Source organism: Mesorhizobium sp. M1423 (assembly GCF_040317575.1).
Lineage (GTDB): Bacteria > Pseudomonadota > Alphaproteobacteria > Rhizobiales > Rhizobiaceae > Mesorhizobium.
The window spans coordinates 72,553-86,558 of the sequence record NZ_JAMYKU010000002.1; the positions used below are offsets into that span (position 1 = coordinate 72,553).

At 64.0% G+C, this 14,006-nt stretch carries 14 protein-coding genes and 1 tRNA gene; 11 read left to right on the top strand and 4 right to left on the bottom strand.

Annotation, left to right across the window (positions count from 1 at the left end; genetic code table 11):
• The 7 genes from cbiE to cobT are packed head-to-tail and all read left to right on the top strand — an operon-like array spanning position 1 to position 6,338.
• Complete coding sequence (cbiE, locus tag NKG95_RS03175; protein ID WP_353039945.1) at positions 1-1,239, top strand: precorrin-6y C5,15-methyltransferase (decarboxylating) subunit CbiE; 1,239 nt, start codon at positions 1-3, stop codon at positions 1,237-1,239.
• On the top strand, positions 1,236-1,616 hold the full coding sequence (locus NKG95_RS03180) for a cobalamin biosynthesis protein (RefSeq protein WP_023720761.1): 381 nt from the start codon (positions 1,236-1,238) through the stop codon (positions 1,614-1,616). Before cbiE ends, NKG95_RS03180 begins: the two co-directional genes overlap by 4 nt.
• Complete coding sequence (gene cobM / locus NKG95_RS03185; RefSeq protein WP_352496381.1) at positions 1,613-2,377, top strand: precorrin-4 C(11)-methyltransferase; 765 nt, start codon at positions 1,613-1,615, stop codon at positions 2,375-2,377. Before NKG95_RS03180 ends, cobM begins: the two co-directional genes overlap by 4 nt.
• Positions 2,374-3,180 carry a uroporphyrinogen-III C-methyltransferase gene (cobA, locus tag NKG95_RS03190; RefSeq protein ID WP_353039946.1) on the top strand — a complete coding sequence of 269 codons (807 nt, stop codon included), beginning with the start codon at positions 2,374-2,376 and terminating at the stop codon, positions 3,178-3,180. Before cobM ends, cobA begins: the two co-directional genes overlap by 4 nt.
• Positions 3,177-4,526, top strand: a complete 1,350-nt coding sequence (locus tag NKG95_RS03195; RefSeq protein ID WP_353039947.1) for a cobyrinic acid a,c-diamide synthase CobB — start codon at positions 3,177-3,179, stop codon at positions 4,524-4,526. Before cobA ends, NKG95_RS03195 begins: the two co-directional genes overlap by 4 nt.
• 3 nt (positions 4,527-4,529) lie before the next feature.
• Positions 4,530-5,303, top strand: a complete 774-nt coding sequence (gene cobS, locus NKG95_RS03200) for an adenosylcobinamide-GDP ribazoletransferase (RefSeq protein WP_353039948.1) — start codon at positions 4,530-4,532, stop codon at positions 5,301-5,303.
• Positions 5,304-5,327: 24 nt separating this feature from the next.
• Complete coding sequence (cobT, locus tag NKG95_RS03205) at positions 5,328-6,338, top strand: nicotinate-nucleotide--dimethylbenzimidazole phosphoribosyltransferase (protein WP_353039949.1); 1,011 nt, start codon at positions 5,328-5,330, stop codon at positions 6,336-6,338.
• A 420-nt stretch (positions 6,339-6,758) separates the two neighbouring features.
• Here the strand turns inward: cobT and NKG95_RS03210 are convergent, their stop codons facing one another.
• From NKG95_RS03210 to NKG95_RS03220, 3 genes are all read right to left on the bottom strand, one after another.
• Positions 6,759-7,547, bottom strand: a complete 789-nt coding sequence (locus NKG95_RS03210) for a DUF3800 domain-containing protein (RefSeq protein WP_353039950.1) — start codon at positions 7,545-7,547, stop codon at positions 6,759-6,761.
• 952 nt (positions 7,548-8,499) lie between these two features.
• Positions 8,500-8,575: transfer RNA gene (locus NKG95_RS03215), tRNA-Lys, on the bottom strand.
• Positions 8,576-8,680: 105 nt separating this feature from the next.
• Positions 8,681-9,586, bottom strand: a complete 906-nt coding sequence (locus NKG95_RS03220) for a PhzF family phenazine biosynthesis protein (RefSeq protein WP_353039951.1) — start codon at positions 9,584-9,586, stop codon at positions 8,681-8,683.
• Positions 9,587-9,697: 111 nt separating this feature from the next.
• Here NKG95_RS03220 and NKG95_RS03225 point away from each other — a divergent pair, with 111 nt between their 5' ends.
• The 4 genes from NKG95_RS03225 (at position 9,698) to NKG95_RS03240 (ending at position 13,276) form a co-directional block, all read left to right on the top strand.
• Entirely contained in the window at positions 9,698-10,990 is a 1,293-nt protein-coding gene (locus tag NKG95_RS03225) for an efflux RND transporter periplasmic adaptor subunit (protein WP_353039952.1), read from the top strand.
• 2 nt (positions 10,991-10,992) lie between these two features.
• Complete coding sequence (locus NKG95_RS03230; protein WP_353003337.1) at positions 10,993-11,700, top strand: ABC transporter ATP-binding protein; 708 nt, start codon at positions 10,993-10,995, stop codon at positions 11,698-11,700.
• A gap of 2 nt (positions 11,701-11,702) precedes the next feature.
• On the top strand, positions 11,703-12,920 hold the full coding sequence (locus tag NKG95_RS03235; RefSeq protein WP_353039953.1) for an ABC transporter permease: 1,218 nt from the start codon (positions 11,703-11,705) through the stop codon (positions 12,918-12,920).
• Between the two features lie 113 nt (positions 12,921-13,033).
• On the top strand, positions 13,034-13,276 hold the full coding sequence (locus NKG95_RS03240) for a hypothetical protein (protein WP_023720771.1): 243 nt from the start codon (positions 13,034-13,036) through the stop codon (positions 13,274-13,276).
• On the opposite strand, the gene NKG95_RS03245 is transcribed toward NKG95_RS03240, so the two are convergent.
• On the bottom strand, positions 13,273-14,001 hold the full coding sequence (locus NKG95_RS03245; protein WP_353039954.1) for a hypothetical protein: 729 nt from the start codon (positions 13,999-14,001) through the stop codon (positions 13,273-13,275). The genes NKG95_RS03240 and NKG95_RS03245 overlap by 4 nt on opposite strands.
• Positions 14,002-14,006 lie beyond the last annotated feature (5 nt).

The following is a 14,006-nucleotide window of genomic DNA, read 5'->3' on the forward strand; positions in this document are numbered from 1 at the left end:
ATGCCTGCTGAAGGTCCGCGCGCCGCCGTGCTCACTCCAAAATGGCTCACGATCATCGGCATCGGCGAGGACGGTGTAGCGGGTCTCGGCGACGAGGCCAAGCAGTTGATCGCGGGTGCCGAATTCGTTTTCGGCGGCAAGCGCCACCTGGCCCTCGTCGCATCGCTCGCCAAAGGTGAAGCGCGCGCCTGGCCGACGCCTTTCGATGCCGAAATGCGCGACGTGCTGGCGCTCTCCGGCAGACGCGTCTGCGTGCTGGCCTCCGGCGATCCCTTCTACCACGGTGTCGGCGTCACCCTCGCCCGCAAGGTCGCGGCGGAGGATATGCGGGTGATCCCCGCGCCCTCGGCCTTCTCGCTGGCCGCCTCACGCTTGGGCTGGGCGCTACAGGACGTCGAGACCATTTCGCTGCATGGCCGCCCGCTCGACCTGATCCGGCCGTTGCTGCATCCTTGCACCCGCATTCTGGCGCTGACCTCGGATAGCGATGCACCGGAAGCGATTGCCCGTCTCATGACCGAACTCGGCTTCGGCGCCTCGCGGTTGACGGTTCTGGAGGCGCTGGGTGGGCAGAACGAAAGGCTGCGCTCGGCGAACGCCGGCGCTTTCGACCTCGAAAAGATCAACCCACTCAACGTGCTCGCAATCGAAGTTGATTCGACCCCGCAAGCACGCGTCCTGCCGCTGACATCGGGCCTTGCCGATCATTTGTTCGAGCACGACGGCCAGATCACCAAGCGCGAAGTGCGCGCCGTCACCCTGTCCGCTCTCGCGCCAAGGCGCGGCGAACTGCTGTGGGACATTGGCGCCGGCTCCGGCTCCGTCGGCGTCGAATGGATGCTCGCGCATCCCTCCATGCGCGCCATCGCCGTCGAAGCCGATCCGGCCCGCGCCGCGCGCATCCGACACAACGCCGCGGCCTGCGGCGTTCCCGGTCTCGCCGTCGTTGAAGGTTCGGCACCGCAAGCTCTTGCCGGACTGGAAACGCCGGCGGCGATCTTCATCGGCGGCGGCAGCGATGCCGGCGTGCTGGAAAGAGCCATCGATGCCTTACCCGCCGGCGGCCGCCTCGTCGCCAACGCGGTGACGCTGGAGATGGAGGCACTGCTGCTTTCCCGTCACGCTGCGCTCGGCGGCGAGCTCACCCGCATCGCCATATCCCGTGCTTCGCCGGTCGGTTCGATGCAGGCTTGGCGGCCGGCTATGCCGGTCACCCAATGGAGCTGGGTGAAGCCATGATGGTCGCGGGCATCGGCAGCCGCAAAGGCGTCAGCGCACGCGACGTGCTTGCTGCGGTAGAAACCGCGCTGGAGGCGCACGGGCTTGCCCTGCCCGCGCTTTCGGCGCTCGCGACCGCGTCTCTCAAGCAGGATGAAGCGGCAATCTTCGCCGCCGGACGCGAACTCCGCCTTCCGGTAATCGTTGTCGAGCAGGACGAACTCAAAGCTGCATCTACAACCAGCCACTCCAACCTATCACAGGAGCACGCCGGCACGCCGTCGGTTTCCGAAGCCTCCGCGCTTGCCGCCGCCGGCAAAGGCGCAAAACTGCTCGGACCACGCACCGTGCTCGGTGCTGTCACCTGCGCCATCGCCATCAGCGGAGATGCGGTATGACCGTCCATTTCATCGGCGCCGGCCCGGGTGCCGCCGATCTGATCACCTTGCGCGGGAGCCGTCTGCTCGGCAGTTGTCCCGTCTGCCTCTATGCCGGATCGATCGTCGCGCCGGAGCTGTTGCAGCACTGCGCGCCCGGAACGATGTTGATCGACACCGCGCCGATGTCACTCGACGAGATCGAGGCCGAATATCTGGCAGCCCACGCGGCCGGCCATGATGTCACCCGCCTCCATTCAGGCGACCTTTCCGTGTGGAGCGCCGTTGCCGAGCAGATCCGCCGGCTGGAAAAGCACGGCATCCCTTACACGCTGACGCCGGGCGTGCCGTCTTTTGCCGCCGCGGCCGCCGCGCTGCGCCGCGAGCTGACCATTCCGGAAGTCGCGCAAAGCCTGGTGCTGACCCGCATCTCCGGCCGCGCCTCGAAAATGCCGCCCGGAGAAACACTGGCCGGCTTCGGCCGCACCGGCGCCACGCTCGCCATCCACCTCGCCATCCACGCTGTCGACCGCGTCGTCGCCGAGCTGACGCCCTACTACGGCGCCGACTGCCCAGTCGCGGTCGTCTTCCGCGCCTCCTGGCCGGACGAGCGGGTGTTGACCGGCACGCTGGCGACCATTGAGGCGCAGCTAGGCGCGGATCCGATGGAACGCACGGCGATCATCTTCGTCGGCCGCTCGCTGGCGGCGGAAGATTTTAGTGAAAGTTCACTTTACGACGCCCACTACCAGCGGCGTTTTCGCGGACGAGACGGATCGTGAGCGGCAGCAATAGAAACACTACTGTCGAGCAGGCGCTCACCCGGCTGAACTTCAAGCCGCGCCAGCTGGAGCCCGGACATGTCTGGCTGGCCGGCGCCGGCCCTGGCGATCCCGGCTGCCTGACGCTGGAAGTGCTGGCCGCCCTCGGACAGTGCGACGCGCTGGTTTATGACGCGCTGGTCTCGCCCGAAGTCGTCGCCGTCGCCGAGGGCGCGGAACTGTTCTATGCCGGCAAGCGCGGTGGCAAACCATCGATGAAGCAGGACGACATCACCGCTCTGCTGGTCCGGCTGGCGCGCGAGGGCCGGCGCGTCGTCAGGCTGAAGGGCGGCGACCCCTATATTTTCGGGCGTGGCGGCGAAGAGGCGCTGGCGCTGGCCGGGGAAACCATCCCGTTCCACATCCTGCCTGGCCTGACGTCCGGCCTCAGCGCGCTGGCCGCCACCGGCATTCCCGGCACCATGCGCGGCATCAACAAGGCGCTGATCCTGGCGACCGGTCACGCCGCCGGCACCGATGACGATCTCGACTGGGCGGCCATCGCCCGTACCGGCCAGCCGGTGGTCATCTATATGGGCATGGCCAATCTGCCGCTGATCGCCGCCTCGCTGCTTGAGGGCGGGCTGGCGCCTTCGACGCCCGCCGCGGTAATTGTCGCTGCGACGACACCGCAGGAACGGATCGTCGTCGCCACGCTCGCCACCATTGCGGAAGAGGCAGCGGCCGCCGGTCTGACCTCGCCGGCGCTGATCGTCGTCGGCGGTATTGTCGCTATGCGCGCGGCACTGGCGGGTGAGCCATGACCCGCGCCATCATCATCGGCGCGCCGCGCTCGGGCTCGGGCAAGACCAGCGTCACCATCGGCATTCTGCGCGCGCTCGCCCGGCGCGGCCTGAAAGTGCGCGGCGCCAAGTCCGGCCCGGACTATATCGATCCCGGCTTCCATACCGCAGCCACCGGCTTGTCCGGCGTCAATCTCGACAGCTGGGCAATGCCGCCCGCCCTGCTCAACGCGCTGGCTGGTGAAGCGAACGAGGATGCCGATTTTATCTTCCTCGAAAGCGCCATGGGCCTGTTCGACGGGATTCCGGCTGCTCCAGGACGGTCCGGCTCGGCTGCCGACCTTGCCCGGCTCTACGGCCTGCCGGTGCTGCTGGTGCTCGATGTCTCCGGCCAATCGACCACGGCAGCGGCCGTCGCCAAGGGTTTTGCCACCTATGACCCGGATGTACGCATGGCCGGGATCGTGCTCAACCGGCTGGGCAGCGAGCGCCACCGCCGGCTTTGTGGCGATGCCATCGAAGCACTTGGCCTGCCTGTCGTCGGCGCTATCCTGCGCGATCCCTCGCTCAACCTGCCCGAGCGCCATCTCGGCCTCGTCCAGGCCGGCGAATATGAGAATCTGATGGCGCATCTCGACCGGCTGGCGGACATGGTCGAGCGCTCGCTCGACCTCGACGCGATTATGGCGCTGGCGGCGCCATTCACGCCCGCGCCGGGCAATTTCGGCAACGCGCTGCCGCCCCCCGGCCAGCGCATCGCACTCGCCGAGGACGCCGCCTTTACCTTCCTCTATCCGCACGTTGCTGCGCATTGGCGCAAGGCCGGCGCCGAGATCGTCCCGTTCTCGCCGCTCGCCGATGAAGCGCCTGGCGACAATTGCGATGTCTGTTGGCTGCCCGGCGGCTATCCCGAGCTTCATGCCGGCCGCCTCGCGGCCGCGGCGAATTTCAGGTCCTGCATGGCGCGTTTCGCCGCCACGCGGTCAGTGCATGGCGAGTGCGGCGGCTTCATGGTGCTCGGCGAGGCGCTCGAGGACGCATCGGGCGAGACGCATCTGATGCTTGGCCTGCTCGGCCATTCGACCAGCTTCGCCAAGCGCAAGATGAACCTCGGCTACCGAGAGGCACGGCTGCGGTCCGGGTGTCCGCTCGGCAGCCAAGGCACGCTGATCCGCGGCCACGAATTCCACTACGCGCAGATGATCGCGACTGGCAATGACGAGCCGCTGGCCGACCTCGCCGACGGTCAAGGCAATCCGCTCGGCGCCTCCGGCTACCGGCGCGGCAATGTCAGCGGCACCTTCTTCCATGCCATTGCGAGGGGCGAGAGCATGATCCCGAAAAGTGGTAGCCGGTTTTCGGAATAGATCATGCTCAAACTCCAGATCCCCTCGCAACGGCAGCTCCTCGAAGACATCGCGTTTTGCCTCGTCTTCTTCACCCGGCTGCCGCTGCCCGGAACCGACTTCCGTGGCCGCAGCCTTGCCGCTGCGATCTGGGCTGCACCCGTGGCCGGTCTCGCCGTCGCTCTGGCCGGTGCGCTGGTCTACGCCGTCGGAACGAGGCTCGGCCTTGCCGAAGCTCCTGCTGGAGCGTTGACCCTTGCGGCGATTTTGCTCGCCACCGGCTGCCTGCATGAAGACGGGCTTTCGGATGTCGCCGACGGTTTTGGCGGCGGCAAGACACGCGACAGAAAGCTGGAGATCATGCGCGACAGCCGCATCGGTGCCTACGGCGCTTGTGCGCTTGCTGTCTCGCTGCTGATCCGCTGGAGTGTGCTCTCGGAACTTGCCGGCCCGGCTCATGTCTTCTGGGCCCTCATTACCGCGCATGCCGCTTCGCGCGGTCTGCTCGGCGCCTTCATGCACCTGCTGCCGCCGGCCCGCAGCGACGGCCTTTCGGCCGAAGCAGGCACCGTCTCGGCTGAAACAGCTGGCATCGGTGCCGTACTCGGTGCGGTCGCGCTGCTGGCGCTTGGGTTCGGCGCTGCCGTTTTCGCGATCATCCTGCTCGGTCTGTTATTCGCCGCCTTCCGCGCGCTTTGCCTCAATCAGATCGGCGGCCAGACCGGCGACACCGTCGGCGCCCTTCAGCAGCTCGGCGAGATCGTAATCCTGCTCGTCGCTTCCGTTTCCCTTTCCTGACTCTGTTTCGGAGATTTTGTCCCCATGCCTTTCAAATCGCTCGATGAACTGCGCGCCGCCTGCCTCGACCTGCCCAACGGCAGCGACGCCGCCGCCAATGCCGTCGCCCGCCGCCAGGACACGCTGACCAAGCCGCAAGGCAGCCTCGGCCGGCTGGAGACAATAGCCGCCTGGCTGGCGCGCTGGCAGGGCCGCGACCTGCCAAAGCTCGACCGCGTCAAGGTCTTCGTCTTTGCCGGCAACCACGGCGTCACCGCGCAAGGCGTGTCGGCCTTCCCCTCGGAGGTCACCGTGCAGATGGTGGCGAATTTCGCCGGCGGCGGCGCCGCCATCAACCAGCTTGCCCGCATCGCCGGCGCCGAACTCGACGTCATCCCGCTCGACCTCGACCGTCCGACCGGCGATTTCACGCAAGACGCGGCGATGGACGACGAGGCCTTCATCGCCGCCGTCTCGGCAGGCTATGACGCGATCAGCAGGGAACTCGACCTTGTCTGTTTCGGCGAAATGGGTATCGGCAACACCACGCCGGCGGCGGCTATCTCGACCGCGCTGTTCGGCGGTGGCGCGGAGCGATGGACAGGGCGCGGCACCGGCGTCGACGACGCCGGCCTCGTGCGCAAGATCGTCGCCATCGAGGCCGGCCTCAAGCGCCACGCCACGGCGCTGGCCGATCCGCTGAAGATAGCGGCAGCCCTCGGCGGCCGCGAGCTTGCGGCGATCTTGGGCGCAACGCTGGCAGCGCGCCATCTCGGCGTGCCGGTATTGCTCGACGGCTTCGTCTGCACCGCCGCAGCAGCACCCTTGGCCGGGCTCCATCCCGCCGGCCTTGCCCACACCATGGCCGCTCACGTATCGGCCGAATCCGGCCACCGCCGCCTGCTCGAAGCGCTCGGTCTGCCACCCTTGCTCGACCTCGGCATGCGGCTCGGCGAAGGCTCCGGCGCCTGCCTGGCCGTCAATGTTGTTCGTTCAGCGCTCGAATGCCACGCCCGCATGGCGAGTTTTACGGAGGCCGGTGTGTCGGAGAAATAGAGGCCGGACTTTACCGCACCAATGGACCGAGTCGATAAAGACTCTCTCACACAGGTGGTATCTTTCGTTCCCAGCAGCCGTCGCCTTGATGGTCGAGCAGTACAAATTTCAGGTCGATGGCGACAACGTGCTTGCGCGGTCAGAATTTGGGCTTTTCGCGGTGAACCGCGAAGCACGTCGCGAAGCGTGATGGCGTATTCAGCGCGATGCTAAAAGCCTTGAAAGAACTAGAACAAAGAGGGATCAAAAAAGACCCTGTGAAACCCTGGCGCAGCAGGCGGGACCCGAAAGCGTGGCGTATTAAGGGAGTCATCTTAACAAAGGATTCGTTCCAGATGACATCTCTCCAGATTGCCTACATCATGATCGCGCTGTCGTACCTAGCCGCCGTTTTGGCACTCGGGACGATGTATTGACTGCCTAGTGAATGCAGCCCAAATAGTATCTACCAAACCGCGCGAGTGCAGCTTCTCTAAGTTCGTCGCTGCATATCGAGGAAATGTGCAAGCCATAATTCGCGACATCGAAAGTCGCCATAACCGTCTGATCGTCGGACCTGTGTTGGTCCGCAGAAAACGGTCCGCAGAAGAACGAATAGCGAAGGCCGACCCAGAGTTCGAAGCCAAGGTTCATTTCTGTATCAGGGTCGTACCCAGATGCCTCTCCCGCAAAGACCGTCTTCCGGAAGAGACCCAACTCTTCCTTCAGCATCGTTGCCATATAATGAGAGGCAAAATCCGCTATCTGAATGCCCGCGCACAGCTTCGAATCTTGATCCGTGCAAACATCGCATTGCCGAATGAAATCGGCGTGTATTTTTCGACCAACAGTGATTTCCTGATCAAAAAAGACTCGATGACTTTGACTGGTCAGATTGTTCATTTTGATGAACTTCTCGAGCCCGTTCATGGCAACGCTGCCCAGATTCCGTCTTTCGCTGGCCGGCGCAATTACGATACCCAAACGCGCATTACGTCGAAGAATCGAACCTAGCCTGTCCCGGAGTTCGACTTGCTTGGGATCGTTGATCTTGGTTGAACTGCTTTTGTATTCGTCAACCTCAGGCTCGAGGCCAACCTTTGTGATGGCTTCAAAAACCAGCGGACCTAAATCAATCTCGGAATACACAAATGCGCCGAGTATGAATTTGAGATCGGCTAGAATTTTCCGATCATCGTGAATGCTCTCATCGAAATAGAAGTAGCCCATCGGCCATAGGCTACCTCCCAGGACTTGGTATTGCTAGCCGTTTACAGTGGGCGGCGCGCAGGGCTCAAGTGCTGTAGCCGGTGGTAACGGTCGAGGCAGTTAGAGACTTAGTAGAGCGCTCGCTTGCGCTATGTCGCCTACCATCCGGTATGTCCCATACCAGATCATGGTGGTCACAAGTACAGATTGGATGAACAAAACGATCCTCCACTGTTTGCTTTCAAACATGTGCATCTCACGGCCCGTCCAAAGAAAGATTACCGTGAAGACTTTGGCCGTTAGCTCAATCCAGACTCCAAACGCAAGTGCAGCGCAAAACCAGAGAATCCCGCGCAATCCCATTGGGGCCTTCATCGAAATATGAAAAAAGTACAGCATCGCAAATTGTGCAAACGCGAGCCGCGTTATCATCGCAACAAAATCCGATAGACGCTTTGCGCGATCAAACGCTCCATTGAAGTTTCGCTCGTAGTCCGCCTTATCGTACTCGGTAACCGACCCGACAATTGTTCCCGACAAACACCGCTTCAACCACTCTCGCATTTGACGCTCCCAAGGCACCGACTCACATATTATCAGACGCTGTTAATTCGGTCCGCGAGTAGCATTGCGCACACAGGGAAAAGCAGCGCCCCCGATACGGGCACGGCATGTATGGTTTTAGGGCCGCAGCGGGTGACTTTGGCCGCTAGCTACGGCGGCGCTTCTCCTTGGCATCATGGATATCCTGGTCTTCCTCCAAGAGGAAGTATCACCGGCGTGGCGGCTTCGCCTCACCGACGCCATATCGACACTGCTGCACGTGGCACTCGAACGGCTGCAGAAGGTGAGACAGTCTGGGCGGACTGGCGCCCGCCGCTTGAACGCCCCACGTGAGGCGTGAGGTGCGCCAAATCCGCGCCTCACGTTCCCGGCTCGTTCTAGGGTCTTTCCACCAAATCCTGGAGATTTTTGGTGGGTGCGCACAGGATTGAACTGTGGACCCGCTGATTAAGAGTCAGCTGCTCTACCAACTGAGCTACGCACCCACTCGGCCGGTAAAACCGGCGTTGGCGGGCATATAGCCGCCGACATCCGCCATGTCCAGCCCCGTGGGATTCATTTCCCGACAAATCGCCGAAGTGCCGAGGTCGTCACACAAAAAGCCTGCCTTCCGCCACCTTGACCGCGTGGCCACCGATGCGGGCGGCCGCCAGTTTGCCGCCTTCGACATTCAGTTCGAGGCGGATACGCGACGGCCGGCCCATCTCGAGCCCCTGCTCGATCCACAGTTGCGAAACGCCGTCCGTCGGCCGGTCGAAGTGCATGATCGCGCCGGCGAAGGCGGCCGCCGCCGAGCCGGTCGCCGGATCCTCGTAGGACGGATTGCCGGGCACGATCATGCGGACATGGAAGGCGCTGTCGTGGTGCACCGTCTCGCGGCAATAGACATAGGGGCTGGCGAAGGCCCAATCGCTCTTGCGTGGTGCGAGCTCCGACCAGGCCTGGTTGTCCAGCCTGATCCGGGCGGCCGCCTCCAGATTGGCGACGGGGATGGCCACGTAGGGCACGCCCGCCGACCAGAACGAAACGCGGTGGTTCTCGAAGCCGATCTCATGCGGTCCGAGGCCAAGGGCTGCGCCGATCGCCTCGGGATCGGCCGACAATTCCAGTTGCTCCGGCAGTTTTGCCAGGTCGAACTCGGCGAAGGTCGAACCATCATGGGTGCTCACCGCGCAGCGCACCGGGCCGATATTCTCCTCGAGCACGAAGATGCCAGCGGCCTCTCCCGCCATTTCGGCGAGCGCTATCGCCGAGCCGACAGTTGGGTGGCCGGCGAACGGCATTTCATAGTCAGGCGTGAAGATTCGGATGCGAGCCCGGTGCTTCGGGTTGTCGGGCGGCAGCACGAAGACGGTTTCGGACAGGTTGAACTCGCGCGCCACCGCCTGCATCGCCGCAACGTCGAGCCCGTCGCAGTCGAGCACCACGGCCAGCGGATTGCCGGCCAGCCGGGTGGTGGTGAATACGTCGTAAAGCAAGTAATTCCGCTTCTGCATTTCAGTAAGTCCTCTGCCTCATTCCCAACATGAGCGAAATTTAATTTGAATTTTGAACCATTAGGCCTGATTTGTGCACTGATGGGACATCACTGAACATAGGGGTCCGGCGTGGACCAGATTGTCAATCTGCCAAAGACGGAATCCGCTTTCGCCATCGAGACGGCGCTCGGGCTTGACCACCAGGGCCTGAAGACAAAACGCCGTCGCGGTTGGCTTTACGCAGTGTTCGCACTGCTTGCCGTCGTCACGGCTTTTGCCGGCTATCAGTGGTACGCGGGCTCGCCCGCCAAGATCGAGTATACCACGACACTGGCTGCCATGGCCGATCTTACCGTCGCGGTTTCGGCTACTGGCACGCTGCAGCCCCTCACCCAGGTCGATATTTCCAGCGAACTCTCCGGCGTCGTCCGCTCGGTCTCGGTCAACGAGAACCAGCTGGTGAAGAAGGGCGATGTGCTGGCCGCGCTCGATACTGCCAAGCTGGAGGTCCAGATCGAGCGCGCCCAGGCCTCCGCCAAGGCGGCGGCGGCGAGCGTCGAGGACGCCACCGTGACCCTGGCCGAAAACGAAAAGGGCCTGGTGCGCGCGGCGCAATTGACCAAGCGCGGCATGGCGACGGACCAGTCGCTTGAAGCGGCAACCGCCACGCGCGACCGCTCGAAGGCGGCGCTCGATATCGCCAGAGCCAACCTCGCCATGGCCAATGCCGATCTCAAGGCGCAGCAGACGGATCTTGCCAAGAGCACCATCTACGCTCCCATCGACGGCATCATATTGACGCGCTCGGTCGATCCCGGCCAGACGGTCGCCTCGTCGCTGCAGGCTCCGGTGCTGTTCGTCATCGCAGCGGATCTGAAGAACATGGAGCTGAAGGCCGCAGTCGACGAGGCTGATATCGGCGCCGTCAAACCCGGCCAGCATGCGCGCTTCACCGTCGATGCCTTCCCTGAACGGCCATTCGACGCCGAAATCCGCGACATTTCCTATGCCTCGGTCACTACCGACGGCGTCGTCACTTACGATGCAAGGCTGGATGTCGACAACAGCGAGCTTCTGTTGCGGCCCGGCATGACCGCCACCGTCTCGGTCGTCACCAAGCAGGCCAAAAACGTGCTAACCGTGCCGTCCATCGCCTTCCGCTACCGGCCGGCGCAGACGGCGGAGCGCGGTTGGAGCCTCACCGACCTGTTCACTGGCCGCATGGGACGCCCCGGAGGCAACCGCCAGCGCCAGGCGGCGACGAAGCCCACCGACGGCTCGCGCACGCTCTACGTGCTGGAGAATGGGCGGCCGCATCCGGTCAACGTCAAGGTCGGCTCGACAGATGGCGAACTGACCGAGATCGTTTCCGGCCTCGAGGAAGGCGCGCAAGTCATTACCGCCTCGCAGCAGAGGAGCTGATCGTGGCATCCGGCGCGACCCTCATCGGCTTCGACAAGGTCTGCAAAAGCTATGGCCAGGGCGAAGCCCGGGTGCATGCGCTGGCCGGCGTCGACCTCGCCATCAGGCGCGGCGAATTCGTCGCCATCATGGGCCCGTCCGGCTCGGGCAAATCGACGGCCATGAACATCATTGGCTGCCTCGACACGCCGACGGCCGGGACCTACAGCTTCGAAGGCATCGACGCCGGCCGTCTCGACCGCAACCGCCGTGCTCAGCTGCGCAATCTTTATGTCGGCTTCGTTTTCCAGGGCTATAATCTGTTGCCGCGCACCACGGCGGCCGAGAATGTCGAACTGCCGCTGATCTATCGCGGCGTCGGTGCCCGCGAGCGCCGCGGCCTGGCCATGCAGGCACTTGCCGAGGTCGGCCTTATCGGCCGCGAGCATCATACGCCGGCCGAGCTGTCCGGCGGCCAGCAGCAGCGCGTGGCGATCGCGCGCGCCATCGTCACCAGGCCGACGCTGCTCGTCGCCGACGAACCGACCGGCAATCTCGACACCGCCCGCACGCACGAGATCATGGAGCTCCTGACGCAGTTGAATACCGAGCTCGGTCTGACCATCGCGATGGTCACGCACGAAGCCGATGTTGCCGGCTATGCGCAGCGCACGATCCGTTTCCTCGATGGCCATGTCGCCTCGGACACAGCCAATCTCGAGATGGCCTAGCCATGATCTGGGACACCGTTCGCCTCTCGCTCCGCTCCATCCGCCGCAACGTGCTGCGCTCGTTCCTGACACTGCTCGGCATCGTCATCGGCGTCGCCGCCGTTATCGCCATGCTGACCATCGGCTCGGGCACCACCGAGAAGGTCAAGTCCGACATTTCCAAGCTCGGCAGCAACCTGCTCGTCATTCGTTCCGGCCGGCCGGCCGGACCCGGCGGCCCGGGAGGGCTCGACCAGGTGGTCCGGCCTCTTGCCGACAAGGACTTCGCCGCGCTTGTCGCGCACCTGGACGGCGCGCGCGCCATCTCGCCGGCGTCGCAAAAGCAGGTGCGCGTCATTTTCGGCACCGAAAGCCTGACCTCGGGCGTCACCGGCACCGACAGCGCCTATCTCGATGCCCGCGACTGGAAGCTGGTCTCGGGCCGCCCCTTCAGCGATTCGGAAACCCGCTCCGGCACCGGCGTCTGCCTCGTCGGCGAGACGGTGCGCCAGCAGTTCTTCGGCGCCGGCGATCCCGAAGGCGAGATCATCCGCGTCAACCGCACCTCCTGCAAGATCATCGGCCTGCTCGAACCGAAGGGCTATACCGGCTTCGGCCAGGACCAGGACAATGTCGTGCTGATGCCGCTTGCCGCCTATCAGCGTCGCATTGCCGGTAATCGCGACATCGACTCGATCTATGTCGCCGCCGACGACCGTACGCTGACCACGGTGCTGCAGCAGCGCGTCGAGGACATCTTGCGCGACACACGCCGCATCACGCCCGACCGTGACGATGATTTCTCGATCCGCGACATGACCCAGATCGCCGATGCCATGGCCAGCGCGACCACCACCATGACTGGCATGCTCGGCGCCGTCGCCGGCGTCAGCCTGCTCGTCGGCGGCATCGGCATCATGAACATCATGCTGGTGTCGGTAACCGAGCGCACGCGCGAGATCGGCATCAGGCTCGCCATCGGCGCCCACGAAAAGCATATCCTCATCCAGTTCCTGGTCGAGGCAACCGTGCTGTCGCTGCTTGGCGGCATCATCGGCATCCTGATCGGCCCGGCGCTTGCCGGTCTTGCCTCGCTGACGCTGACGATCCCGTTTGCTCCAAGCCCGGCGGTCATCCTGCTTGCGGTCGGCTTCTCCGCGCTGATCGGAATGGTGTTCGGCTTCTTCCCGGCGCTGCGCGGCGCACGGCTCAACCCCATCGACGCGCTGAGACATGAGTAGGCGTTGCAGCAAGTGTCGCCTCCAGACGCTGCCGATTTTTTATGCAACCTGCCCTTGTCGCAGCACATTCTGCAATGATAACAATGCTGTTGGGGACTAAGGGGGAACAATGGATGAGCAAGAAAGCGCGACTGGCTCTGGCGATTGTGATCGTCGAAGCCGCCTTGGCAGGGCTTTGGTGGAATTTGATCCTTTATGGGATGGAGAATCCCGATCGCGTCACCGCTGACTTCCAGCAGGTAATTGGGCAGACGATGGGAACGGCGATGGGGGCGCTCCTGGGTCTCGGCGTGCTGTTGTATTTTGTCGCCGCCCGCAACGACCGCAAGGCTATTGAAGGCAGGCTACGACGTTAGAGTCGGAAGCCTTGCTCGCTCGCAAAGTGCCATTCGATCAGCGGTCTCATATGCGGCATCAGCCCGTCCGGCCGATCGGCGGCATTGCGGATGATGACGGGGCCTTCGATTTCAGGCTCTGACTCGGCGGCGACGAAAGCGCTGATCCGCTGTGCCAGGTCGTCGGCGGAGGCCGTCTCGCGGTAGCGGCGAAAGATCACCGTGCCGCTTGCCGTCGACAGGGCGTAATGGTGCCTGCCGCGTGCCGCGCCTGATAGGTCGAGGCCGGTCTCTTCCCGCACCTCGCGGATCATGTTGAAGTCGACGTCGACAAGGCCGTCGTGGAAATCGGTTGGCTCGAACGAACCGGCGGCGAAGTAGACGCGCCCGGCATTGACCGTATGCGGCGCCATGCGGATCGCCACCAACGCGTTGTCGCCGGCGACCAGCATGGCGTGCGCGTAGGCATGTTCGGCGCCAGGCACCTGCCTATTGCTGCGCCAAAGCATGAAGGTCGAATAACGCACCGCATGGCAGCGGCCGACGAGGCGATTGTCGCGATAGCTGAGAGCGGAAAGCAGCACCACGGTGCCGTCAAAAAGCGCCGGCTTGGCTGCGGTCTCACGCCGCCAGTTTGCGGCGATCGCCTCGGCATTATCGCGCTCGAACGGATGTGGGCCGGGATCGAGCCTGACGTCGATGGCATCGACCGGCAGGATGACGTTGCGCGGCAGGTCGAAACTCACGCGTG